This is a genomic window from Sphingomonas sp. LH128 (assembly GCF_000293195.2).
Lineage (GTDB): Bacteria > Pseudomonadota > Alphaproteobacteria > Sphingomonadales > Sphingomonadaceae > Novosphingobium > Novosphingobium resinovorum_A.
Genome location: NZ_ALVC01000173.1, coordinates 1 through 21,331 on the forward strand (window position 1 = coordinate 1; position 21,331 = coordinate 21,331).

The 21,331-nt window shown below is 65.4% G+C and carries 27 protein-coding genes, 1 other RNA gene and 1 pseudogene; 14 read left to right on the top strand and 15 right to left on the bottom strand.

Annotation, left to right across the window (positions count from 1 at the left end; all coding sequences use genetic code 11):
• Together LH128_RS34555 and LH128_RS34560 are read right to left on the bottom strand one after the other, a co-directional pair.
• Positions 1-119 (bottom strand): hypothetical protein (locus tag LH128_RS34555; protein WP_327195171.1); only part of this gene is annotated, 119 nt, incomplete at its 3' end.
• Positions 120-228: 109 nt separating this feature from the next.
• Positions 229-390: pseudogene (locus tag LH128_RS34560) on the bottom strand (CaiB/BaiF CoA transferase family protein); the annotation flags it as partial.
• Here LH128_RS34560 and LH128_RS14550 point away from each other — a divergent pair.
• A complete protein-coding gene (locus tag LH128_RS14550) occupies positions 359-943 on the top strand; it encodes an SDR family NAD(P)-dependent oxidoreductase (RefSeq protein ID WP_327195168.1) in 585 nt (194 codons plus the stop codon). The pseudogene LH128_RS34560 and the gene LH128_RS14550 overlap by 32 nt on opposite strands.
• Here LH128_RS14550 and LH128_RS14555 read toward each other — a convergent pair.
• The 3 genes from LH128_RS14555 to LH128_RS14565 all read right to left on the bottom strand — a co-directional run bounded on the left by LH128_RS14555 (position 940) and on the right by LH128_RS14565 (position 3,195).
• Positions 940-1,734 carry an alpha/beta fold hydrolase gene (locus tag LH128_RS14555; RefSeq protein ID WP_008830408.1) on the bottom strand — a complete coding sequence of 265 codons (795 nt, stop codon included), beginning with the start codon at positions 1,732-1,734 and terminating at the stop codon, positions 940-942. The genes LH128_RS14550 and LH128_RS14555 overlap by 4 nt on opposite strands.
• A gap of 102 nt (positions 1,735-1,836) precedes the next feature.
• Positions 1,837-2,589, bottom strand: coding sequence for an SDR family NAD(P)-dependent oxidoreductase (locus tag LH128_RS14560; protein ID WP_008830409.1), 753 nt, complete (start codon positions 2,587-2,589; stop codon positions 1,837-1,839).
• Positions 2,590-2,703: 114 nt separating this feature from the next.
• Positions 2,704-3,195, bottom strand: a complete 492-nt coding sequence (locus tag LH128_RS14565; protein WP_036523302.1) for a flavin reductase family protein — start codon at positions 3,193-3,195, stop codon at positions 2,704-2,706.
• Positions 3,196-3,586: 391 nt separating this feature from the next.
• On the opposite strand from LH128_RS14565, the gene LH128_RS14570 reads away from it, so the two are divergent.
• The 6 genes from LH128_RS14570 to mmsB all read left to right on the top strand — a co-directional run bounded on the left by LH128_RS14570 (position 3,587) and on the right by mmsB (position 9,601).
• Complete coding sequence (locus tag LH128_RS14570; RefSeq protein WP_008830411.1) at positions 3,587-5,011, top strand: aldehyde dehydrogenase family protein; 1,425 nt, start codon at positions 3,587-3,589, stop codon at positions 5,009-5,011.
• A gap of 74 nt (positions 5,012-5,085) precedes the next feature.
• The gene (locus tag LH128_RS14575; RefSeq protein WP_008830412.1) at positions 5,086-5,583 is read left to right on the top strand and encodes a hypothetical protein; all 498 of its coding nucleotides are present in this window, start codon (positions 5,086-5,088) and stop codon (positions 5,581-5,583) included.
• 46 nt (positions 5,584-5,629) lie between these two features.
• Complete coding sequence (locus LH128_RS14580; protein ID WP_008830413.1) at positions 5,630-6,772, top strand: acyl-CoA dehydrogenase family protein; 1,143 nt, start codon at positions 5,630-5,632, stop codon at positions 6,770-6,772.
• A gap of 10 nt (positions 6,773-6,782) precedes the next feature.
• Positions 6,783-7,826, top strand: a complete 1,044-nt coding sequence (locus LH128_RS14585; protein WP_008830414.1) for an enoyl-CoA hydratase/isomerase family protein — start codon at positions 6,783-6,785, stop codon at positions 7,824-7,826.
• On the top strand, positions 7,823-8,608 hold the full coding sequence (locus LH128_RS14590; RefSeq protein ID WP_008830415.1) for an enoyl-CoA hydratase-related protein: 786 nt from the start codon (positions 7,823-7,825) through the stop codon (positions 8,606-8,608). The genes LH128_RS14585 and LH128_RS14590 overlap by 4 nt, the downstream gene beginning before the upstream one ends.
• 123 nt (positions 8,609-8,731) lie before the next feature.
• On the top strand, positions 8,732-9,601 hold the full coding sequence (mmsB, locus tag LH128_RS14595) for a 3-hydroxyisobutyrate dehydrogenase (RefSeq protein WP_008830416.1): 870 nt from the start codon (positions 8,732-8,734) through the stop codon (positions 9,599-9,601).
• An 89-nt stretch (positions 9,602-9,690) separates the two neighbouring features.
• On the opposite strand, the gene LH128_RS14600 is transcribed toward mmsB, so the two are convergent.
• From LH128_RS14600 to LH128_RS14620, 5 genes are read right to left on the bottom strand one after another with little or no spacing between them, the layout of a single operon-like run.
• Positions 9,691-9,927, bottom strand: coding sequence for a hypothetical protein (locus tag LH128_RS14600; RefSeq protein WP_008830417.1), 237 nt, complete (start codon positions 9,925-9,927; stop codon positions 9,691-9,693).
• A 1-nt stretch (position 9,928) separates the two neighbouring features.
• The gene (locus tag LH128_RS14605; RefSeq protein WP_008830418.1) at positions 9,929-10,477 is read right to left on the bottom strand and encodes an NUDIX hydrolase; all 549 of its coding nucleotides are present in this window, start codon (positions 10,475-10,477) and stop codon (positions 9,929-9,931) included.
• The gene (locus tag LH128_RS14610) at positions 10,474-11,157 is read right to left on the bottom strand and encodes a TPM domain-containing protein (protein ID WP_008830419.1); all 684 of its coding nucleotides are present in this window, start codon (positions 11,155-11,157) and stop codon (positions 10,474-10,476) included. The genes LH128_RS14605 and LH128_RS14610 overlap by 4 nt, the downstream gene beginning before the upstream one ends.
• A 3-nt stretch (positions 11,158-11,160) precedes the next feature.
• Positions 11,161-11,976, bottom strand: coding sequence for a TPM domain-containing protein (locus tag LH128_RS14615; RefSeq protein WP_008830420.1), 816 nt, complete (start codon positions 11,974-11,976; stop codon positions 11,161-11,163).
• 4 nt (positions 11,977-11,980) lie between these two features.
• The gene (locus LH128_RS14620) at positions 11,981-12,583 is read right to left on the bottom strand and encodes a LemA family protein (RefSeq protein ID WP_008830421.1); all 603 of its coding nucleotides are present in this window, start codon (positions 12,581-12,583) and stop codon (positions 11,981-11,983) included.
• A gap of 200 nt (positions 12,584-12,783) precedes the next feature.
• On the opposite strand from LH128_RS14620, the gene mscL reads away from it, so the two are divergent.
• The 3 genes from mscL to LH128_RS14630 all read left to right on the top strand — a co-directional run bounded on the left by mscL (position 12,784) and on the right by LH128_RS14630 (position 14,079).
• A complete protein-coding gene (mscL, locus tag LH128_RS14625) occupies positions 12,784-13,254 on the top strand; it encodes a large conductance mechanosensitive channel protein MscL (RefSeq protein WP_008830422.1) in 471 nt (156 codons plus the stop codon).
• 17 nt (positions 13,255-13,271) lie between these two features.
• Positions 13,272-13,635, top strand: a transfer-messenger RNA (tmRNA) gene (ssrA, locus tag LH128_RS32180).
• 93 nt (positions 13,636-13,728) lie between these two features.
• Positions 13,729-14,079, top strand: coding sequence for a GFA family protein (locus tag LH128_RS14630; RefSeq protein WP_008830423.1), 351 nt, complete (start codon positions 13,729-13,731; stop codon positions 14,077-14,079).
• 3 nt (positions 14,080-14,082) lie between these two features.
• Here LH128_RS14630 and LH128_RS14635 read toward each other — a convergent pair whose 3' ends face one another.
• Positions 14,083-14,358 carry a hypothetical protein gene (locus LH128_RS14635; protein ID WP_008830424.1) on the bottom strand — a complete coding sequence of 92 codons (276 nt, stop codon included), beginning with the start codon at positions 14,356-14,358 and terminating at the stop codon, positions 14,083-14,085.
• Positions 14,359-14,669: 311 nt separating this feature from the next.
• On the opposite strand from LH128_RS14635, the gene LH128_RS14640 reads away from it, so the two are divergent.
• Both LH128_RS14640 and LH128_RS14645 read left to right on the top strand, forming a co-directional pair.
• Positions 14,670-16,775 (top strand): malate synthase G, encoded by a 2,106-nt coding sequence (locus tag LH128_RS14640; protein WP_008830425.1) that lies wholly within the window; start codon positions 14,670-14,672, stop codon positions 16,773-16,775.
• Between the two features lie 110 nt (positions 16,776-16,885).
• Complete coding sequence (locus tag LH128_RS14645; RefSeq protein ID WP_008830426.1) at positions 16,886-17,236, top strand: hypothetical protein; 351 nt, start codon at positions 16,886-16,888, stop codon at positions 17,234-17,236.
• Here the strand turns inward: LH128_RS14645 and LH128_RS14650 are convergent.
• Positions 17,233-17,619 (bottom strand): winged helix-turn-helix transcriptional regulator, encoded by a 387-nt coding sequence (locus LH128_RS14650; protein WP_008830427.1) that lies wholly within the window; start codon positions 17,617-17,619, stop codon positions 17,233-17,235. The genes LH128_RS14645 and LH128_RS14650 overlap by 4 nt on opposite strands.
• 99 nt (positions 17,620-17,718) lie before the next feature.
• Between LH128_RS14650 and LH128_RS14655 the strand changes: the two genes are divergently transcribed.
• Positions 17,719-18,492: an SDR family oxidoreductase gene (locus LH128_RS14655; protein WP_008830428.1), complete on the top strand. Its 774-nt coding sequence runs from the start codon at positions 17,719-17,721 to the stop codon at positions 18,490-18,492.
• Positions 18,493-18,533: 41 nt separating this feature from the next.
• Here the strand turns inward: LH128_RS14655 and LH128_RS14660 are convergent, their stop codons facing one another.
• The 3 genes from LH128_RS14660 to LH128_RS14670 form a co-directional block, all read right to left on the bottom strand.
• The gene (locus tag LH128_RS14660; protein WP_008830429.1) at positions 18,534-18,977 is read right to left on the bottom strand and encodes a nuclear transport factor 2 family protein; all 444 of its coding nucleotides are present in this window, start codon (positions 18,975-18,977) and stop codon (positions 18,534-18,536) included.
• 13 nt (positions 18,978-18,990) lie between these two features.
• On the bottom strand, positions 18,991-19,677 hold the full coding sequence (locus LH128_RS14665) for an SDR family NAD(P)-dependent oxidoreductase (protein ID WP_008830430.1): 687 nt from the start codon (positions 19,675-19,677) through the stop codon (positions 18,991-18,993).
• A gap of 167 nt (positions 19,678-19,844) precedes the next feature.
• A complete protein-coding gene (locus LH128_RS14670; RefSeq protein WP_008830431.1) occupies positions 19,845-20,552 on the bottom strand; it encodes a TetR/AcrR family transcriptional regulator in 708 nt (235 codons plus the stop codon).
• 244 nt (positions 20,553-20,796) lie between these two features.
• Between LH128_RS14670 and LH128_RS14675 the strand changes: the two genes are divergently transcribed.
• Entirely contained in the window at positions 20,797-21,324 is a 528-nt protein-coding gene (locus tag LH128_RS14675) for a nuclear transport factor 2 family protein (protein WP_008830432.1), read from the top strand.
• Positions 21,325-21,331 lie beyond the last annotated feature (7 nt).

Below are 21,331 nucleotides of genomic sequence, written 5' to 3' on the forward strand. Positions count from 1 at the left end.
TCGGCGGCCAGCGCGGGGGCTTGCAGCACTTGGCACAACGCCTGCCATTCGGCTTCGTTCGCCACTGCGATACTTGTCCCGCCGTGCTCCGCGCAAGGGTATGCGCTGTGCGGGCACATCTCGGGATGGAAGTTGCCGTCGGCCTCCGGCACCGCACCCGATGACGCTCGCGGCGAAAAGGCTGTCGCCGACGAGGCCGGTCATCGCTTCCACGGCGGATAGATCGATGAACCGGCCCTCACCGGTGCTTTCGCGGTGATGAAGCGCCGCCACGCAGGCGAGCGCCGCGCAGGCGCCTGCGGTGGAATCGCCGTAGCGGATGTTGTCGATCAGGATGTCGGCCGTGGCGACCATGCGCTTGACGAGGTCGAGGCCCTCGGCGGTCTTCATATCGACCTGCCCCTGGCCGAACTTCCTCGACGACGAGCTGTCCGACTTCGACCGGGTGATGCGCGTCAACGTGCTGGGGCCGATGCTGGGGACGCGCAATGCGGCGCGGGTGAGGCGCAGGCAAGGGCGGGGCGGGGTGATCCTCAGCAACGCGTCGATCGCGGGGACGCTGGCGGGCATGGGGATGATGACCTACCGGGCTTCCAAGGCGGCGCTGATCCAGTTCGCCAAGTCCTCGGCCATCGACCTTGCACGGCATGGCATCCGGCTGAACTGCCTGGTGCCGGGACATGTGCGCACCGGGCTGTCCTCGTTCGGGCAGGCGGGCGCCGACACCGCGCTGGCGGCGGGGATCGAGGAGGGGGTGAACGCGGTCTACCTCTCCAACCAGCTCATCAAGTGGCGGGAGAGCCCGAAGGACGCGGCCCAAGTCGCGCTGTTCCTCGCCAGCGACCGCGCGGCACATGACCGGCGCGGCGATCCGGTCAACCATTTGCAGGATATTCTCGATGCGCGCGCGGCGGCGATGATGGTGGAGGATGCACCGGTCTAGCCGAGGAACCGCTCTATCTCGGCCGCGATCGTCCCGGGCATTTCGAGGTTGAGCATGTGCCCCGCCGCTTCATGGTCTATGCGGATGACGCGCTGTCCCATCGCGGCGATGGCCTGGGCGATCATGCGGAAGTCGGCGGTGTCGCACCCGCCGGTCAGCAGCAGGGCCGGCATCGCGAGCTGGCCCAGCCGCTCGCTGTCGGGGAGGGCGGGGCGCTGGGCGTCCTGCACCCACTGGCGGCCGTGGAAAGCCTCGATCGAGGCGCGCATGGCGGCTGCGGCGGGGGTTTCCCGCACCGCGTCGAACAGCGGGTGCTCCCACCACAGCGCGCGGGCCTGCGCCATGTCGCCTGCGCGGGCGGCGCGGCCGATCGCCTTCCAGCGCTCGACCCAGTCGGCGGTCCAGGTCCAGCCGACCATCAGGGGGCTCACCAGAACCAGCCGCCGCACCCGCTCGGGGTGGTCTAGCGCGAAGTTCAGTACCGTCGCGCCGCCCAGCGACATGCCGCACAAGTCCGCCTCGGCGATCCCCAGCGCATCGAGCACGGCGAGGAGGTCGTCGGCATGCGAATAAGCCGAGTCGTCAATGTCGGTGCCTATGTCGGAGTCGCCGAAGCCGCGCTGATCGTAGGCGATCAACGGGCGCGGCACGGTGAGGGCGGCGACCAGCGGGTCCCAGTCGCGCCGCGATCCGCCGAAGCCGTGTGCCAGTACCAGCGGGGTTCCGGGGGCGTCGCGGCGCTCGCCGCTGAGGACGGCGCCGCCCACGGGGATGCGGAATTGCGAGGTCATGCCAGGACTTTAAAGCGCGGCGCGCCGGGATGAAAGCACCCGTCGCAGCTCTCGCCTAAAGGCCGCCGCCGGTCCCGGGGCAAGCCCGGGACCCAGGATGGCTCAGGCCGAACCCATGTAGCGGCCGCCGTTGGTGCTGATCGTCTGCCCGGTCATGTAGCCCGCTTCATCGGAAGCGAGGAACGCCGCCGCCGCCGCGATGTCCGCCACCTGGCCGAGCCGCCCGACCGGCAGCGAGGCGCCATAGGCATCCGCGTCGATCGGCGCGCCGCGCAGCATGGGGGTGTCGATCGAGCCGGGGGGGATCATGTTGGCGGTGATCCCGGTCTTGCCCAGTTCCATTGCCAGCGCCTTGGTCAGCCCCAGCAGCCCGCCCTTCGAGGCGACGTAATGGCTCTGCGCGAACGAACCCGACTGCGTGGAAGAGGAGGTGATGTTGATGATCCGCCCCCAACTGGCGGCCAGCATGTCCGGCACGATCTCCCGGGTCACTAGCCAGGGACCCTTGAGGTTGATGCGGATAACCTTGTCGAATTCCTCTTCCGGCACGTCCATGAACGGCGTGAACGGTGCGATGCCGGCGTTGTTGACGAGGATGGTGATGGCGCCGAACTTCGCGCGGGTCTCGTCGGCAGCAGCCCTGATCGCGGCCTTGTCCGAGCAGTCGACGGTGATGGCCAGCGCCTTGCCGCCCGCCGCCTCGATCTGCTTCACCGTCTCTGCCGCGCCTTCGGGGTTGAGGTCCCACACCGCAATGGCGGCCTTGTCCTCGGCCAGCCGCAGCGCGATGCCCCGGCCGATCCCCGAACCCGCGCCGGTGACGACGGCGACTTTGCCGTCAAGCGAACGTGTCATGTGCAATGCTCTCCCGGATCAATAATGCTGAACAGGTGAACAGCATATGTGCCGGGAGAGTCAAACCGCCGAAGCGATACGTCGCCCCGGAGCAAGTCCGGGACGACGGGATTGTTACATCTTCTCCGCGAAGCTGCCGTAGCGGCCGCGATGGAACAGCATCGGCTCGTCCTCGCGCACGGTCTCCATGCGCAGCACCTGGCCCAGCACGAACCAGTGATCGCCCGCTTCGGTCACCGAGTAGAGCTTGCACTCGATCGCGGCGATGGAGTCGGCGATGACCGGCAGGTCATGATCCGAGATGGCGTATTCGACGCCGACGAACTTGGCTTCGCCCTTGGCGGTGACGGCTTTGCAGACCGGCCCCTGGTCGCTGGCCATGACGTTCACGCAGAAGTGGCCGGCCTTCTCGATCAGCGGCCACGAGGTCGATGACTTGTCCGGGAAGAAGCCGACCAGTGGCGGGTCGAGCGATACCGAGGTGAAGCTGCCGACCACCATGCCGGCCGGCTTGCCTTCGTCCAGCGCGGTGATGACGCAGACGCCGGTGGGATAGGTGCCCAGGACCTTACGGAATTCCGCCGCATCGATGGTCGTCTCACTCACGCGCATGTCACCTTCGTCTGTTGTGCCGGCGCCGATCTCGCGCGCCGGGTGTTCGTCATATGGAACCGCAGTTAGCATTTCCGAACGGAAGCGCCATCGCGATATCGTGCATCCCTAGTGCCTGTAAGGCCTGTGCCGGGCAAGGGGGCACCGGTATTCATGGCGAAATCGTCCGGCGGGCGATCATTGCACGAACCGCGTCCTCAGATGCTGTTTTTGCAACCCGGCGTTTTAATCGCGCGATTAATTAAACTTGCTTCGCCCTGCTCAAAGGTGCAGGTGAGGAGTGTGTGGCGGATCGCCTACTCGTGAAGGCGAGGGACGATCCGGATGCCAGCGAAACGCGGGGCCTCGCCGGACACCTGCGCGCAAATTTTAAGGGAAGATGGACATGGCCACTGCCGAACTGATCGCCGAAACCCCCGTCGCCGCCGAAGTCGCCGAACTGGTCGCCCGTTCGCGCGCCGCGCAGGCGCAGATCGAAAACGCCACGCAGGAGCAGGTCGACACCTGGATCCGCGGCATGGTTTACGCTGTGTGCAAGCCCGGCATGGACGAGGAAATCGCCCGCGAGACCGTCGAGGAAACCCAGCTCGGCAACTACGAGGGCAAGTTCAAGAAGATTTCGGTCAAGACCCGCGCCACTCTCTACGACATCATCGACGACAAGTCGGTCGGCATTATCGACGAGATCCCCGAGCGCAACATCGTCAAGCTGGCCAAGCCGGTCGGCGTGATCGGTGCGCTCTCGCCCTCGACCAACCCCGAGGCCACCCCGGTCATCAAGGCGATCAGCGCGGTCAAGGGCCGCAACTCGATCATCATCTGCCCGCACCCGCGCGCCAAGTTCATCAACGCCAAGATCTGCAACCTGATGCGCGATGCACTGGTCAAGATGGGCGCGCCCGCCGACCTCGTGATCCCGATCGAGCAGCCCTCGGTCGAAAAGACCAACGAAGTCATGAAGCAGTGCGACCGCATCCTCGCCACCGGCGGCACGCCGATGGTGAAGGCGGCCTATTCGTCGGGCACTCCGGCGCTGGGCGTGGGCGTGGGCAACGCGGTCATCACCGTCGACGACACCGCCGACCTCGATGACGCCGCCGCCAAGATCCTGCTGTCGAAGACGCTGGACTATGCCGCTTCGTGCTCGTCGGACAACGCGGTGATCCTGCTCGACGCGATCTACGACACCATGCTCGAAAAGCTGAAGGCCAAGGGCGGCTTCATCATCGAGGGTGAGAACAAGACCAAGCTGCAGAACGCGATCTGGGAAGACGGCGAGCACATCAACGCCAAGGTCGTCGCCCAGTCGGCCAAGTTCATCGCCGATTATGCCGGCTTCGCGATCCCCGAAGGCACCGCCTTCTTCATCGTGCCCGAAACCGGCTACGGCCCGGACTACAAGTTCTCGGGCGAGAAGATGACCGTCACCATGGCGCTCTACCGCGCGAAGGACATCGACGAGGCGATCCGCCTGACCAACGCCATCCAGGGCTACCAGGGCCAGGGCCATTCCTGCGGCATCTACTCGCAGAGCGACGCCAACATCATGAAGCTGGCCGAGGGCACCAAGACCAGCCGTGTGATGGTGAACCAGCCGCAGTCGGCGTCCAATTCGGGCAACGTGTGGAACGGCATGCGCCAGACCTTCTCGCTGGGCTGCGGCTCGTGGGGCGGCAACGGCACCAACAACAACGTGACGTGGCGCGATCTCATCAACGAGACCTGGGTGTCGAAGCCGCTGGCACAGCACAAGGTGATCCCGTCGGACGAAGCGCTGTTCGGCAAGGACATCATCGCACTGGTGGGCTGATCTTCGTGCGGCAACCGGATAGAGGGGTGGAGCGTTCCACACGTTTTATCCGGTGCCGCGCTTGGAGATGACCGATGACCCGCACGCTTCCCTTTCTCGCCTTGACCGCCGCGCTGGCGCTGGGTGCCTGCTCGAAAGAGCCCGCGACGCCCGCCACCTCGGCGGCGCCGACGGAGACCGAGGAAGTGTTCCAGGAATCGCCCGCCCCGGTCGAGGCGAGCGAAGCGGGGCTCGATGCCGGCGGCGGCGCGAGCGCATCGGAAATCCCCGAGACGATCCGCGGCCGCTGGGGCCTCGTCCCGGCCGACTGCACCAGTACGAAGGGCGATGCGAAGGGCCTGCTCGAAGTCTCGGCCGACCAGCTCAAGTTCTACGAGTCGGTCGCGAAGCTGGGCGAAATCAAGGAAGCCGGCGAAAGCCGCATCCGGGGCACCTTCGACTACACCGGCGAAGGCCAGAGCTGGACCAACGACGTCGTCCTCGACGTGGCTGAGGACGGTAAGACGATGATCCGGCGGGACTACGGCAAGGACGCGATGCCGGGACCGCTCACATACACCCGCTGCGGTTGACAGCGCCCATGACGAAACAGGGCCTCATGGCCAAACAGGAATCACGATGACCGAACAGTTTGGCCTCACCGAAGACCAGCTCGCGATCCAGGAAACGGCGCAGCGGTTCACCGCCGACCGGATCACCCCCGTCGCGGCGGAGTGGGACGAGCAGCATCACTATCCCGTCGACGTCTGGAAGGCCGCGGGCGAACTGGGCTTCGGCGCGATCTACGTGTCCGAGGAAAGCGGCGGCATCGGCCTTGGCCGTCTCGACGCGGCGCTCATCATGGAGGCCATGTCGTACGGCTGCCCGGCGACCAGCGCCTATATCTCGATCCACAACATGGGCGCGTGGATGATCGACAAATTCGGCGACCAGCAGCTCAAGGACCGCTACCTGCCAGACCTCGTGTCGATGGAGAAGATCGCGTCCTACTGCCTGACCGAACCCGGCTCGGGATCGGACGCGGCGGCGCTCAAGACGACGGCGCGGCTGGATGGCGACCACTACGTCCTCAACGGCACCAAGCAGTTCATCTCGGGCGGCGGCGTCAACGACGTCTACGTCGTCATGGCCCGCACCGGCGAGCACAAGTCGCGCGGTATCTCCTGCTTCGTGGTCGACAAGGACACCCCCGGCGTCAGCTTCGGTGCGCCGGAGAAGAAGCTGGGGTGGAACAGCTCGCCCACCGCGCAGGTGGTGTTCGAGGACGCGCGCATCCCGGCCGAGAACCGCGTCGGCGCCGAGGGTGACGGCTTCAAGTTCGCGATGGCGGGCCTCGACGGCGGCCGCCTCAACATCGGCGCCTGCTCGCTGGGCGGAGCGCAGCGCTGCCTCGACGAGGCGGTGCAGTACGCCAAGGACCGCAAGCAGTTCGACCAGCCGATCGCCGAGTTCCAGAACACCCAGTTCCGCCTCGCCGACATGGCTGCCGAGCTCGAAGCCGCGCGCGCGCTGCTCTACCTCGCCGCCGCCAAGGTGACGGCGGGCGCGCCCGACAAGACGCGCTTCTCCGCCATGGCCAAGCTGATCGCCACCGACACCGGCTCCTCGGTGGTGGACCGCGCGCTGCAGATCTTCGGCGGCTACGGCTACCTCAAGGACTATCCGATCGAGCGCTTCTGGCGGGACCTTCGGGTCCATCGCATCCTCGAAGGCACCAACGAGGTCATGCGCATGATCGTCGGCCGCGAACTGGTCAAGTAAGGGGGCCTTCATGACTGACGAAGTGCTGTTCCGGCGCGAAGGCGTCGCAGGCGTCATATCGCTCAACCGCCCCAAGGCAATCCATGCGCTGACCCTTGCCATGTGCGAGGCGATGAGCGCGCAGCTGACCGCTTGGGCCACCGACGACGCAGTGGAAGTCGTGCTGATCGACCACGCCGAAGGGCGCGGCTTCTGTTCGGGCGGCGACATCAACCTGCTGCGCCATTCCGCCCTCAACGATGGCGGCGTGGAGGGGCGCAGGTTCTTCTTCGAGGAATACCGCCTCAACCACCAGCTGTTCACGTACGACAAGCCGATCGTCGCCTTCATGGATGGCATCACCATGGGCGGCGGCGTCGGCATCTCGCAGCCTGCCAAGTACCGCGTGGCGACCGAGAACACCCGCTACGCCATGCCCGAAACCGGCATCGGCCTGTTCCCCGACGTCGGCGGCGGCTGGTATCTCTCGCGCCTCGACGGCCGCGTGGGCCAGTTCCTGGCGCTCACCGGCGCGCGCTTCGACGGCGCGGAATGCCTTTGGGCGGGTCTTTCCACCCACTACCTGCCGTCCGAAGCGCTGGCTGAGGCCAAGAGCCGGATTGCTGCGGGCGACGAAATCGGCGGCGTCCTCGCCGCGCTCTCGGTCAAGGCACCCGAACCCAAAGTTGCCGCCAACGCCGGAGCGATCCGCAAGCACTTCGCCTTCGACACGCTGGAGCAGGTGTTGGCCTCGCTCGAAAGCGACGGTGGCGAATGGGCGGTGAAGGAACTCGCGAGCCTGCGCACCAAGAGCCCGCAGGCTTGCAAGGTCTCGCTGCGCCAGCTCGAAGCCTCGCTGGGGCTGGAGACGTTCGCGCAGAACATGGCGATGGAATACCGCCTCGGCGGCCGCGTGCTGGTCCTGCCGGACTTTGCCGAGGGCGTGCGCGCGGTCATCGTCGACAAGGACCAGAATCCGCAATGGAACCCGGCTACGCCCGAAGGCGTGACCGAAGAGATGCTGGACGCGATCTTCGCGCCCCTTTCCCCCGAAGAGGAATGGAAGCCCCTATGAGCACGTACGAAACGATCCTGGTCGAGCAGAAGGGCGGCGTCACGCTCATCACGCTCAACCGTCCGCAGGCACTCAACGCGCTGAATTCGAAGGTTCTGGCCGATCTGATCGCGGCCTTCGCCGCCTTCGAGGCAGACCCGTCGCAGGGCTGCGCGGTCATCACCGGTTCGGGCGAGAAGGCCTTCGCGGCTGGCGCCGACATCAAGGAGATGTCGGACAAGCCCAGCGCCGAGTTCTATTCGGAGGACTTCTTCGCTGGCTGGACCAGCCAGATCGTCAAGACCACCCGCAAGCCCTGGATCGCGGCCGTCAACGGTTTCGCGCTGGGTGGCGGATGCGAACTGGCGATGATGGCGGACTTCATCATCGCCTCGGAAAACGCGAAGTTCGGCCAGCCCGAGATCAAGCTCGGCGTCGCGCCGGGCATGGGCGGCTCGCAGCGCCTGACCCGCGCCGTCGGCAAGTCGAAGGCCATGGACATGTGCCTCACCGGCCGCATGATGGATGCTGCGGAGGCGGAGCGCTCGGGTCTCGTCAGCCAAGTCGTACCGCTCGCCGACCTGCTGGAGACGGCGCTGAAGTCGGCCGCGACGATCGCCGCGATGCCGCCGCTCGCCGCGACCATGAACAAGGAAATGGTTAACCTCGCCTTCGAGACCACGCTCGACACCGGCCTCGTGCTGGAACGCCGCATGTTCCAGGTGCTCACCGCCACCGAGGACAAGGCCGAAGGCATGGCCGCCTTCGTCGAGAAGCGCCCCGGGGTGTGGAAGGGCAAGTAACGTCGCATTCCCCTCCCGCTTGCGGGAGGGGGCAGGGGCGGGCCTGATTTAGACAGGTCCACCATTAGTTTCGGGAGAAGGCCCACCCCCGGCCCCTCCCGCAAGCGGGAGGGGAGATATTCCATGAAGATCGCATTCATCGGCTTGGGCAATATGGGCGGCGGCATGGCCGCAAACCTCGTCAAGGCGGGCCACGAAGTTCACGCCTTCGACTTGTCCGCCGACGCACTGGCCAAGGCGGCCGAGAACGGCTGCGCCACCTACACCGCCGTCCCCGACGCGGTGAAGGACGCCGATGCCGTCGTTACGATGCTGCCCAACGGCGGCATCGTGAAGGCGGTCTACACTGCCGACGTGATCGGCAAGGCCCCGGCGGGCGCGCTGTTCCTCGACTGCTCGACCATCGACCTCGCCACGGCGCGCGAAGTGGCCGAGCTGGCGACGGCGGCGGGCTACGAGATGGTCGATGCCCCGGTCTCGGGCGGCATCGCGGCGGCCAACGGCGGCACGCTGACCTTCATGGTGGGCGGTCCGGCAGCCACGTTCGAGAAGGCGAAAGTCGTGCTCGAACCGATGGCCAAAGCCGTCATTCTCGCGGGCGAAAGCTGCGCGGGCCAGGTTGCCAAGATGTGCAACAACATGCTGCTCGCGGTCCACATGATCGGCACCTGCGAGGCACTGGCGTTGGCCGAGAAGGCGGGCCTCGATCCGCAGAAGTTCTATGAGATCAGCTCGAAGTCCACCGGCTACTGCTGGTCGCTCAACGACTATACCCCGGCACCGGGCGTCGGCGCGGCCAGCCCTGCGGACAATGGCTATGCGGGCGGTTTCGCCTCGGCGCTGATGCTCAAGGATCTGCGTCTCGCCATGGGCGGCGCTGAGACGGCGGGCGCCACTGTGCCGATGGGCGAGCGCGCGACGAAGATCTACGAAGCCTTCGTCGAGGCCGGCAACGGCGGCAAGGACTTCGGCGCGATCTTCACGACGCTGTAAGCAAAATTCTTCCCCGAGCTTGTCTCGGGGAGGGAAACCGCCCGCGCAGCGGGTGGTGGAGGGCGCGAGTTCCGGAAATTCCCCCTCCGTCAGCCCTTCGGGCTGCCATTTCCCCGAGACAAGCTCGGGGAGGAATTACTCGATCGCCTCTCCAGTTCGAACTTCGGCAGCTTCATGCCCTTGGTCCGGCTGGTCAGGTGATACTTGCGGCACAGCCCGCACTTGTACGGACGCAGCGGGAAGGGCGCCCGCGCGGCGACTTCCAGTGCCTCGGCCTCGCTGGCGTAGCGCGCCTTGCGCTGGCAGACGCCGGGGTTGGTGCGCACGTCAGCCGAGGATGGACGGGCCGAGTAGCGTGAGCATCTTCACGTCGATCGCGTATCCCTCGCCGCGCCATTTTTCGAGCGCCTGCGCAAGTCCGGAAAGCGGGACGCGGTGCACCACGATGTCCTCGCTGTCGACGCCGCCACCTTCGCCGACCTTCACCAGATCGTGCGCGCGGAACAGCGTGAAGCTTTCGGAGACCATGCCGGGCGAAGAGTAGAACTCGCCGAGGTTCTCGATGCGGCCTGCGTGGTAGCCGGTTTCCTCCTCCAGTTCGCGTGCGGCGGCGGTGGCGGCGTGCTCATCGGCCTTATCGTCATCGTCGCCGACAAGCCCTGCGGGGAGTTCGATGCAGCGCTTGCCGAGCGGCACGCGGTATTGGTCGACAAGGATGACGTGGTCTTCCGGGTCGATCGCCAGGATCACCGCCGCGCGGATGCCGCGCGCGCGGCCGACGTATTCCCAGCGGCCCTTCTTCTTCGCGGTGATGAAGCGGCCTTCCCACATCGTCTCGACGGGGTGGTCGGCGTCGTAATGATCCGGCATGCTCATAATTCGATGGTTCCGTCGGGCAGTTCGTTGACGTCGTCCGGCAGGCGCGGGACGTGCAGGGAGAGGATCGCGCCGACTTTGCCGACGCCGGCGATCATGGCGTCGGCGGTGCGGCCCTCGCGCAGTTCGCCCAGCATCGCGGCGATGGCGTCGGCCCAGGTGCCGGGCTCGACTTTGCTGGCGATGGCCTCGTCGGCGAGGATCTCGACGCGGTGTTCGCGCATCGAGATGTAGATGAGGATGCCGGTGCGCCCGGTGGTGCGCCGCTCCGCGCTCATGCGGAAGGCGCGGGTGGCCTGGCCGTGGACGCGGGTGGTGCGGATGGGCGCCGGGATCAGGAAGAACTTGAGCGGCTGCCACAGCTGCAGCAGCGTCATCCCCGCGAACTTGATCGTCGCCACGCCCAGCGCCAGTGAGAGGATCATCCCCGGCGACCACTCATGGCCCCAGTCGGCGATCAATGCGTCGTAGAGGCCCATGTAGAGGTCGGGCGCGATTGCCAGCGCGGAGAGGGCCAGGAACGCCACGAAGGCCGACCACGCCAGCGCGACGTCGGTGTAGCCGTCCGATCGGTCGGTCAGCATCGTGACGATCTCGCCTGAACTGAGCAGTTCGGCCTCGGCCACCGCGGCGCGGATGCGCTCGTGGTCCTCGGGGGTGAGGTATTTGGGTCTTGCCATGGCCTACCAGTCCCCGCTCGCGCCGCCGCCGCCGAAATCGCCGCCGCCTCCGGAGAAGCCGCCGCCGTCTCCACCGCCCCAGCCACCGCCGCCACCCCAGCTGTCGCCGCCACTGGAGGGGAACCAGATGATCGGTGTGTCGATGCCGCCGTAGCGGCTGCGCCGTCCGCCGCGGCTGGCCGCGCGCATGATCGGCAGGACGAAGAAGAAGATCACGAAGAGAATGAAGATGACCGTGCCGAGCGAGATGTCGTCGCCCTGATCGGCGCGCGCCTTGTCGGCCTGGGCGGCGATCTTCTGCGCCTCTTCGGGGGGCAGGGTCAGTTGCTTGATGATCGCGTCGGTGCCGGCCTCGATCCCGCCGGGGTAATCGTTGGCCTTAAAGCGGGGGAGGATCTGCTGGTTGATGATGAGGAAGCTCATCCCATCGGTCAGTGTGCCTTCGAGGCCGTAGCCGACCTCGATGCGCACCTTGCGCTCGCTGGGCGCGACGATGAGGATGGCGCCGTTGTTGTCGCCCTTCTGCCCGATGCCCCAGGCGCGGCCGAGTTGGTAGCCGTAGTCGGAAATCTCGTAGCCATTGAGCGAAGGGATCGTCGCCACCACCAGTTGGCGCTTCGACTGCTTCTCCAGCGCCTCCAGCTTTTGCGTCAGTTGCGCTTCCTCGGCGTCAGGGATGATGTTCGCGGCATCGACGACGCGCCCCGTGAGTTTGGGGAACTGCAGTTGCGCGGCCTGCGCCCATGCGCTGCCAACCCCCGAAACGAGGGCCAGCAGGCACAGAAGCGCGGCCAGCGAGACGGCCCGGATGCGGGCCATCGGATCAGAGCTTTCCTTCGAGGCTCGGGGCGGCTTCGGCGCCGGGCGTAACGGCCTTGTAGGGCACCAGCGGATCGGCTCCGCGCAGGCGCGCGCCGATCATCGAGGGGAAAGTGCGGACTTCGGTGTTGTAGTCCTGAACCGCGCCGTTGTAGTCGCGGATGGCGACGCGGATGCGGTTTTCCTGGCCCTCAAGCTGGCTCTGCAGCATCTGGTAGTTGGTGCTGGACTTGATGTCCGGATAGGCTTCCACGCTGGCGAGCAGGCGGCCGATGCCGGCGCCAAGGTTGGCTTGCGCCTGCTGGAACTGCTCCATCTTCTTCGGGTCGCCGAGGTCGTCGGCGCTGATCTGCACCGAGGTGGCCTTGGCGCGGGCCTCGGTCACGCCGACGAGGATCGACTTTTCCTGCTCGGCCGCACCCTTGGCGACGGCGGCAAGGTTGGGAACGAGGTTCGAGCGTTCCTGGAAAGCGGCCTCGACATCGGCCCATTTGGCCTTGGCAGCCTCCTGCTTGGTAGGCACCGAGTTGAAACCACAAGCGGACAGCGAAAGCGCGGCCGCGAGAACCAGACCGGTCTTTGCCGAGCGGGCGTTGAAGAGCGTCATCGGACTTCGTTCCTCCACTGCGCGCCGGGCGAACCGGCGGCTTCCACGGGATAGATAGCGCTCCGCGATGGCGGATCAAGGACGCCGGGCGGGCTCGGTGGAAACCCGGTCGGTTAACAAACGTTTGAGGGGCCGGGTGGAGTGTGTCAAACAGCACTCAGATTTATTTCCATTTGGCCGGCAGAAGGGGAACCAGGCGCATGGCAATCGTAGACGAATTCAAGAAGTTCATTGCACGCGGCAACGTGCTGGACCTCGCAGTCGGTGTGATGATCGGTGCTGCCTTCGGCAAGATCGTGTCGTCACTGAACGAGAACATGATCATGCCGGTAATCGGCTGGCTGTTCGGCAGCATCGATTTCTCGAAGTATTTCTTCCAGCTGGGCGACGCACCGGCGGACTACAAGGGCAGCCTTACCGACTATGCCGCGCTGAAGGCGGCCGGCGTGCCGATGATCGGCTACGGCGAGTTCATCACCCAGGTGGTCAATTTCCTGATTATCGCCTTCGTCCTGTTCCTGCTGGTCCGTTCGGTCAACAAGATGATCGATTCGGTGAAGAAGCAGGAAGCCGAAGCCGCTGCAGCCGCTCCGGCACCGGAAGCCCCGGTTGATCCGCAACTGATCGCGCTGAAGGAAATCCTCGAGGAACTGCGCAAGCCCAAGGCGTAAACCGCCGGGTTTCAGTTTCACTTCACATTCAGGCGGGAGCCCCTATATGGGCTCCTGCCGGCCTCGGTCGGCTATGAGGATAAATTGCCCCGTGCAATAGACGCAGCGGACCCGGGGGCGGTACCCGGCGGCTCCACCATCACCCGTTTCCATACGGGAACAACCCTGTTGTCGCAGGGGTGATGACGGGGCCGAACTAGGATCGACGTGTGTTGAAAAGCGGTGTTTTCTTCCGGGCTGAGTAACCCGTTCAAGGCTCAAAACTCATAAGTGCCAACGACAACGAAGCACTTGCTCTCGCGGCGTAATTCTAGGGGCTAACGCCCTGAAGTTACAAAGTTAGAACACGGTTGGACCCACCGGGTAACAGAAGCGGATTCCGGGGGCTGGGGGCGAGCCTATCAACAGAATCGCCCCACCTCTCACCGCTCCATTCCTGGCTTCCGGCCGCATCACGGAAAGGACGGTTCAGCCATGACATTTTCAGGCAGCTGCCATTGCGGCAAAGTGACGTTCTCGGTTTCCGGAGAAATCCCGGCAGAGGCGATGAGTTGCAATTGCTCACATTGCCGCCGCAAGGGCTTCCTCCTTGCCTTCGTCCCGCACGAGGCCCTGACGATCGGGAGCGGGGCGGATGATCTCGTCGAGTATCGCTTCAACCGGCACGTGATCGGGCACCAGTTCTGCCCGACCTGCGGGGTTGAGGCCTTTGCGCGAGGAGAGGGGCCGGACGGCGCGAAGATGGCGGCGATAAACCTGCGCTGCGTGCCGGACGCCGATCTTGATGCGCTGACGGTCAAAAAGATCGACGGGGCGAGTTTCTGACAGTTACGCGGCCTTTCGCTCGACCCCATGGTCGGAAGAGGAGGCTTGTGCCTTCGCAAGCAGCGCGGCCTTCTCGAACTTGATGCAGTCGAGGATTTTGGCGCCGGCCATGAATACGGCGCCGGTGCAGGCCAGGAACAGGAGCTTGCCACCGAATCCGGGGAACCGGGTAAGGTACACACTGCCACGCTCCACCGCGCCCAGCGCGAGGGCGTAGATGATCATGTAGGCTTCCCAGTTGCTCTTGATCACGAACAGGCGACCGACTTTCCGGAGCATTTTCATCCCTTTGTTCTGGTCACAGTTCAGCAACGTTCGTGCCAACCGCGCGTTCCCGCCGAGTCTCGTGCTTAACGAAACCTTGAATGTAAGGGTTTCCGACGATTAATAAATCAGGACGGGCCCGTAAAAGGTGTCCGGCGTCGCAACCGACTGATGGATGACGATACTTTCGGCGCGGTTGCCAAGGCCGTGCGCATCGGCCATAGGGCTCACATCCTTCCCCAGGGCAGTTTTGGTATTTGACGAGAGCGTGGCACGATACCCGTGCGCGTTCCAAACCATTGCGAGGCCAAAGGGTGAAGATGGCAATGACTGACAGAGTTGATCGTTCGGGGCTGCAGGTCGATGCGGGGCTGGCGAAGTTCGTGGAGGAGCAGGTTCTGCCCCCGATCGGACAGGATGCTGCCGGCTTCTGGCAGGGCTTCGCGTCGCTCGTGGCCGAGTTTGCGCCGCGCAATCGCGCACTCCTCGACAAGCGCGATTCGCTTCAGGCCCGGATAGACGAGTGGCACCTTGCGCGTGCGGGCAAGCCGATCGACCAGGCCGAGTATCAGACATTCCTGCGCGAGATCGGCTATCTCGTGCCCGAACCGGCCGACTTCACCATCGGCACCCAGGGCGTCGATCCCGAAATCGCGACGATGGCCGGGCCGCAACTGGTCGTGCCGGTGCTCAACGCGCGCTTTCTGCTGAACGCCGCCAATGCCCGCTGGGGCAGCCTTTACGACGCCTGGTACGGCACCGATGCGCTCGACGCCGCGCCCGCGCAGGGGCCGGGCTACGACGCGGTGCGCGGCACCGCCGTCATCGCGGCGGGTCGGGCGTTCCTCGACCGGGCGGTGCCGCTGAAGGCAGGCTCGTGGGCTGATCTGGCAGATGTCGATACAGTCGAAATCGCCGACGCGTCGCAGTTCATCGGTCGTACCGCCAAGGGCCTGCTGTTCGCCAACAACGGGCTCAACATCGAAGTCGTCGTCGATGCCGCGAGCCAGGTCGGCAGCACGGACAAGGCTGGTATCGCTGACATCGTCCTTGAAGCCGCGCTGACCACCATCGTCGATCTCGAGGATTCGGTCGCGGCGGTCGATGCCGAAGACAAGATCGCCGGCTATTCCAATTGGCTTGGCATCATCCGGGGCGACCTGACCGACACCTTCGAAAAAGGTGGCCGGACGCTCACGCGCGAACTGGCGGCCGACAAGACGGTGACGCTTGCTGATGGGGCCGAGAAGGCGCTGTCCGGCCGCTCGCTGCTGTTCGTGCGCAATGTTGGTCACCTCATGACCAACCCGGCGATTCTGCTGCCCGATGGCTCGGAAATTCCCGAGGGTGTCATGGACGCGGTGATCACCAGCGCGATCTCGACGCAGGACGTTCGGGGCCTCACGAAGTACGGCAACAGCCGCGAGGGCAGCATCTACATCGTCAAGCCCAAGATGCATGGGCCTGAGGAGTGCGCCTTCACCAACGCGTTGTTCGATGCGGTGGAGGACCTGCTGGGCCTCTCGCGCTACACCATCAAGGTCGGCGTAATGGACGAGGAGCGCCGTACTTCGGCCAACCTTGGGGCCTGCATCGAGGCGGTGAAGGACCGTATCGTTTTCATCAACACCGGCTTCCTCGACCGCACCGGCGACGAGATTCACACCTCGATGCATGCGGGTCCGATGATCCGCAAGGCCGCGATCAAGGGCTCGGCGTGGATCGCGGCCTACGAGAAGCGCAACGTCGCCATCGGCCTGCGCCATGGTCTTTCGGGCGTGGCGCAGATCGGCAAGGGGATGTGGGCGGCGCCCGACATGATGCGCGACATGATGGAGCAGAAGATCGGCCACCCGAAGACCGGCGCTAACACTGCCTGGGTGCCGTCGCCGACCGCTGCGACACTCCACGCGATGCATTATCACCAGGTCGATGTCTTTGGCCTGCGCGAAGGCATCGCCAATGAGGACATTCCCGGGCTCGACCTGCTACTGTTGGTGCCGCTGGCCGAAGGCACCAACTGGTCCGAGGAAGAGGTTCGCGAGGAACTCGACAACAATGCGCAAGGGTTGCTCGGCTATGTCGTGCGCTGGATCGACCAGGGCGTCGGCTGCTCCAAGGTGCCGGACATCAACGATGTCGGGCTGATGGAGGACCGCGCGACGCTGCGCATCTCCAGCCAGCACATGGCGAACTGGCTGCTGCACGGTGTCTGCTCGAAGGAGCAGGTCATGGAATCGCTCAAGCGCATGGCCGCCAAGGTCGATGCGCAGAATGCGGGCGATTCGCTCTATGAACCGATGGCGGGCAACTGGGACACCAGCATGGCCTTCCAGGCGGCCTGCGACCTCGTGTTCAAGGGCGTCGAGCAGCCGAGCGGCTATACCGAGCCGCTGCTGCATGCCTGGCGCCTTAAGAAGAAGGCGGCGTGATCCACGCTCCCGGCCCGCCGTGAAGGCGGGCCGGGATGTTAAAGGCGATTTAACTCCGTTTTAGGCATTCATCCCGTATACTCGGACCCGGTTCTTTGCAGGGAGCGGGCATGTTCATTCACCGTCAGCGGATGGAAACGCGCACGATGCTGGCCATCAAGGCCAACATCCGCATCGGTAGCCGCGTTGCCGAGGCGACGCTGGCGAATGCCTCCTCGCGCGGTGTGCTGGCGCTGGTCGATGCGCCTCCTGCACGCGGCGTCGCGGTAGAGCTTGTCGTCGGCGATCAGGTGATCAAGGGACAGGTCCGCTGGCGCGCGCATGACCGCTGCGGCATCGCGCTCAAGGAAACCATCGACGTCGCCGAACTGATCGAGGGAAAGGCCGTCCCGGTCGTCTACGTCCCGGAGCGACTGGCCCGGCGCAGCGCGATGGAACTGCTGCGCAGCCTCCTGAATTAACGTGCGTCGAATTCCTCTCGCGCGCGTTCGACGCGCTCGAGGTTCGCTTCCGCCCACATCCATACGCCGCAGAACGCCTCGGACAGCGTCTCGCCCAGCGGGGTTAGGGCATAGTCCACTCGCGGCGGGACTACGGGATGGACGGTGCGCGTCAGCATCCCGTCCCGCTCCATGCGGCGCAGCGTCTGGGTCAGCATCTTCTGGCTGATGTCGGGCACGGCGCGGGCCAGTTGGGTGAAGCGCTGCACGCCGTTTTCCTCGAGCACTTCGAGCAGGATCATCGTCCACTTGTCCGCCACACGCCCGATCAGCTCGGTGACGAGCGCTTCCACGCGCGGGTCGATGTGCTCACAGTTCTTGTCGGGGGCGGGACGGGCGGCCATTGGGTCACTCTCTTTCGGGTAAGTATAAATCTTTTGGGTGCCTTCTTTCCGATAGAATGTGGAGTGCTAGATCGGAGGCGTCAACCAAGGAGTGTCCCCATGAAGACCACCGGAAACACCATCCTCATCACCGGCGGCGGCTCGGGCATCGGCGAGGCGCTGGCGCAGCGCTTCCACGACGCGGGTAACACCGTGATCGTCGCCGGGCGCCGCCTAGACGCCCTGGAAGCCGCCAGTGCGGGCCGCGAGAACATGCATGCGATCAGGCTCGACGTGGAAAGCGCAGAAGGCGTCGCCGCCTTCGCCGCAGAAGTGCTGGAGAAGTTCCCGGCGCTCAACGTGCTGGTCAACAATGCCGGCATCATGCGGTACGAGCGACTGGACCGCGCGCGCGACCTGTCGGACGCCGAGGCGACGATCACCACCAACCTGCTCGGCCCGATCCGGCTGATCGACGCGCTGGTGGATCATCTCGTGGCCAAGGGCGACGGGACGATCGTCAACGTCACGTCGGGCCTCGCCTTCGTGCCGCTGCCGGGCACGCCGACCTACAATGCGACCAAGGCTGCGATCCACAGCTACACGATGTCGCTTCGCGAGATGCTGCGTGGTAGCGTCGAGGTGATCGAACTTGCTCCTCCCGCCGTGCAGACCGACCTCACCCCCGGCCAGAGCACGCGCGAAGGCTACCAGCCGCTCGGGGATTTCGCCGACGAGGTCATGGCGCTTTTCGCGCAGCAGCCGACGCCCGAGGAAGTGCTGGTCGAGCGGGTCAAGCCGCTGCGCTTCGCGGAAGTGCAGGGCACCATTGCGCAAGTCATGGCTCACATGAGCGCGATGACTCGCAAGATGTTCGAGCAGCTCGGGTTGTGAAGCCGTCGTCGTCCCGGGCTTGGCCCCGGGACGACGGGGCATCAATCCTCGCGCGCGTCGAAGGTCGTGTATTCGCGGCGGGTGAAGCGCCACTGGCCGTCCGCTTTCGCAAGTTCGTCCACGTAGCGGCCGCGAAGGCGCATGGTCTTGCCCGAGGCCGGGTCCTCGAAGATCTCGGAGGTGTAGGAGATCGCCGAGGCCCGGTCGCCGTTGACGCGGATCTCGCCGGGGTGGGCGACGTAGACCATCGGCTTCGCAGCGTTTCCACCGAGGCCGTAGTTCTTCATCGATTCCACCCATGCGGAAACGATCGTTTCCTTGCCGGTGAAGCCGCCAAGGTCGGGAAATTCGGGCAAGGCCCAGTACGAATCCTCCGCCCAGGTCGAGGCCCATGTCTCGGCATCGCGGGTCATCACCGCGTGGGCATAAGTATCGAGCAATTCGCGGATGAGGATGCGGTCCTCCAGCGGTCCGGTGAACGCCATGGTCGAAGTCTCCTTACCAGGCGTGCTTTTCGCCGTTCCACTTGTAGAATTCGCCGGTCTCCTCGATCGCCCACCCGTCGGTCAGGGCCATGATCGAGGACGCGCTTTCCTGCGGGGAGATGTCGGCGCCGGGGCCGCTCATGTCGGTGGCGACGTAGCCGGGGTGGATGACGCCGACCACGATGCCGCGATCCTTCAGGTCGAACGCGACCGAGCGCATCATGCGGTTCAGGCCCGCCTTGACCGCTGCGTAAGGCCAGTAGCCCCCGTAAGGCCAGGTCGATGCGCCGAGCTGGCTGGAGAAGTTGATGACCTTCGAACCTTCGTGCAGGCGCGGCAGGAAGGCGCTGAGCACGCGCAGCGGGCCTTTCAGCATGATCTCGATCGAATTGTCGAAGTCGTCCCAGTCGATCCCGTCGAACTGCGGTTCCGCCTTACCGGTGACGCCGGCGACATTGTACAGCACGTCGACCGGTTCGCTGCCGGTATCCGCGGCGCCCGAGGCGACCGAGGCATTGTCGCCCACGTCCATCGCGTGGACCGTGATCCTGCCGTCCGAAGAGGCTGCCAGTTCGTTGAGCGCGGCCGCGCCCGAGGGATCGCGGGCGAGGGCATAGACCCGGTCGCCGCGCTCGGCATGCTGCTTGACGAGTTCGAACGCGATGCCGCGCGCTGCTCCGGTGATTGCCACTGTCGCCATCGGGATATCCTTTCCTTCGATGCCCGGTTTTCGGGATTCGTTATCGGGAGCAAGTCTGGAAGAGGGATCGCCGCAGCGACACCTGTGACTTTTGAGAGAAGCGCGGGTGCAGCGCCCCTTCGACAAGCTCAGGGTGAGCGGAGGTAGGGCTCTGTTCCCGATCCCGCTCAGGCTGAGCTTGTCGAAGCCCCCGCCGCATCCTCACTCAGCTTCTGCATCGTGCGTGCGGCGAAGCGGCGCAGGCGGTCGACCCGCGTGTCGTCGAAGATCGGCTTGTGCAGGAGCATCCCGGCATGCACCGCGCTGGTGAAGTCGTGCGCGAGTTTCAGGTTGTCCCAGTCCTCCCGCCATTGTGGGAAGGCCTCGATCATCTCGCTTGCCCAGATGGCGTCGTAGCGGCGCGCGGCGGGTTCGAAGATCGCCGCCAGTTCCGCGTCGGTGCGGGCCGCGACGGCCAGTTCGAGCCATGCCGCATAGTCCCGCGTCTGGACCGAGCGCCAGTGGGCATCGCAGGCCAGTTCGATCATCGGCTCGTCGGTGCGGCGCGAAACCGCGTCGAAGTAGTCGGCGAGGAACGTGCGCATCCGGTGGTAGACGACCTGATCGACGACGGCGGACACGAGTTCCATTCTGGTCTGGAAGTGATGGTGCATCGTCCCGCGCGACACCTCGCTGGCGCTCGCCACCGCGGCGGTGGTAAGGCCGGGGTAGCCGCTCTCCACGAGGCAGTCGATCGCTCCGGAAACCAGCCGCTCGCGCATCATCGCGCTCTTGCGTTGTTGCCACTTTTCGGGGACGCCATTCTCCGGCAGGCGGGCATGCAGTTCGGGCATGAGCGCGTTGAGCATCCGGTCCTGCAGTGCCTCGGCCTTCATCGTCCTTCCCCCGTATCCCTTTGTTTCCCTGCGCTATCAGCGGGTTCGCCCGAACCTATCCTAAGTCGCAGGTTAGCAGATGCGCCGGAGCGTAGCATAAAAACCGGCAGTTGAGCCGGTTTATTTATCGCCGGCCGCACTCAAGGCCAGAGGCGCGCAAGAAAACAGACGCGCCCTGTCCGGGAACGGGAGAGTGAAAGGCCATGCCCAGCGCACGCGAGCAATCTGTCCGGAGTCCTGCCTCTTGGACACTCTGACGACCACCCGCTTCGACCTCGAGGCTGAGGTCCGTGACTTGGCCGCGCGGCGCGACATCGCCGATGCGGCGGCGCGCTATATGCGCGGGCTCGACCGGCTGGAGCCCGAACTGCAGCGCAGCGCCTTCCATGACGACGCCGTCGTCGACTGCGGCCTGATGAAGGGCAGCGCCGACGAATTCGTAGCCTTCGCGCAAGGCTTCCTCGCCGACATGAACGCCACGCACCACCTGCTCGGCCAGTCGCGCATCGCCGTCGACGGGGATGGCGCCACCGGCGAGTGGTACTTCCAGGCCTGGCACTCGGTTTCGAGCGAGGACGGGGGCGTGCGCGACCTGTTCATATCGGGCCGCTACCTCGACACCTATGCCTGCCGCGATGGCGAATGGCGCATCGTCACCCGCATGCTGGTGACCGACTGGGTCAAGGACGATCCCGGCACCCTCGACTTCTTCGCCGCCAATCCAGGAGCGCCGCGCGGCGGCCGCCGGGGCGACGATCCCAGCCAACGATAACAGCGAT

Coding starts and splice junctions, on each gene's coding strand:
- LH128_RS14555 (WP_008830408.1), bottom strand. CDS start 1,734: ATGACCTCGCAATTCCGCATCCCCGTGGGCGGCGCCGTCCTCAGCGGC.
- LH128_RS14560 (WP_008830409.1), bottom strand. CDS start 2,589: ATGACACGTTCGCTTGACGGCAAAGTCGCCGTCGTCACCGGCGCGGGT.
- LH128_RS14570 (WP_008830411.1), top strand. CDS start 3,587: ATGGCCACTGCCGAACTGATCGCCGAAACCCCCGTCGCCGCCGAAGTC.
- LH128_RS14575 (WP_008830412.1), top strand. CDS start 5,086: ATGACCCGCACGCTTCCCTTTCTCGCCTTGACCGCCGCGCTGGCGCTG.
- LH128_RS14580 (WP_008830413.1), top strand. CDS start 5,630: ATGACCGAACAGTTTGGCCTCACCGAAGACCAGCTCGCGATCCAGGAA.
- LH128_RS14585 (WP_008830414.1), top strand. CDS start 6,783: ATGACTGACGAAGTGCTGTTCCGGCGCGAAGGCGTCGCAGGCGTCATA.
- LH128_RS14590 (WP_008830415.1), top strand. CDS start 7,823: ATGAGCACGTACGAAACGATCCTGGTCGAGCAGAAGGGCGGCGTCACG.
- mmsB (WP_008830416.1), top strand. CDS start 8,732: ATGAAGATCGCATTCATCGGCTTGGGCAATATGGGCGGCGGCATGGCC.
- LH128_RS14605 (WP_008830418.1), bottom strand. CDS start 10,477: ATGAGCATGCCGGATCATTACGACGCCGACCACCCCGTCGAGACGATG.
- LH128_RS14610 (WP_008830419.1), bottom strand. CDS start 11,157: ATGGCAAGACCCAAATACCTCACCCCCGAGGACCACGAGCGCATCCGC.
- LH128_RS14615 (WP_008830420.1), bottom strand. CDS start 11,976: ATGGCCCGCATCCGGGCCGTCTCGCTGGCCGCGCTTCTGTGCCTGCTG.
- LH128_RS14620 (WP_008830421.1), bottom strand. CDS start 12,583: ATGACGCTCTTCAACGCCCGCTCGGCAAAGACCGGTCTGGTTCTCGCG.
- mscL (WP_008830422.1), top strand. CDS start 12,784: ATGGCAATCGTAGACGAATTCAAGAAGTTCATTGCACGCGGCAACGTG.
- LH128_RS14630 (WP_008830423.1), top strand. CDS start 13,729: ATGACATTTTCAGGCAGCTGCCATTGCGGCAAAGTGACGTTCTCGGTT.
- LH128_RS14635 (WP_008830424.1), bottom strand. CDS start 14,358: ATGCTCCGGAAAGTCGGTCGCCTGTTCGTGATCAAGAGCAACTGGGAA.
- LH128_RS14640 (WP_008830425.1), top strand. CDS start 14,670: ATGACTGACAGAGTTGATCGTTCGGGGCTGCAGGTCGATGCGGGGCTG.
- LH128_RS14645 (WP_008830426.1), top strand. CDS start 16,886: ATGTTCATTCACCGTCAGCGGATGGAAACGCGCACGATGCTGGCCATC.
- LH128_RS14650 (WP_008830427.1), bottom strand. CDS start 17,619: ATGGCCGCCCGTCCCGCCCCCGACAAGAACTGTGAGCACATCGACCCG.
- LH128_RS14655 (WP_008830428.1), top strand. CDS start 17,719: ATGAAGACCACCGGAAACACCATCCTCATCACCGGCGGCGGCTCGGGC.
- LH128_RS14660 (WP_008830429.1), bottom strand. CDS start 18,977: ATGGCGTTCACCGGACCGCTGGAGGACCGCATCCTCATCCGCGAATTG.
- LH128_RS14665 (WP_008830430.1), bottom strand. CDS start 19,677: ATGGCGACAGTGGCAATCACCGGAGCAGCGCGCGGCATCGCGTTCGAA.
- LH128_RS14670 (WP_008830431.1), bottom strand. CDS start 20,552: ATGAAGGCCGAGGCACTGCAGGACCGGATGCTCAACGCGCTCATGCCC.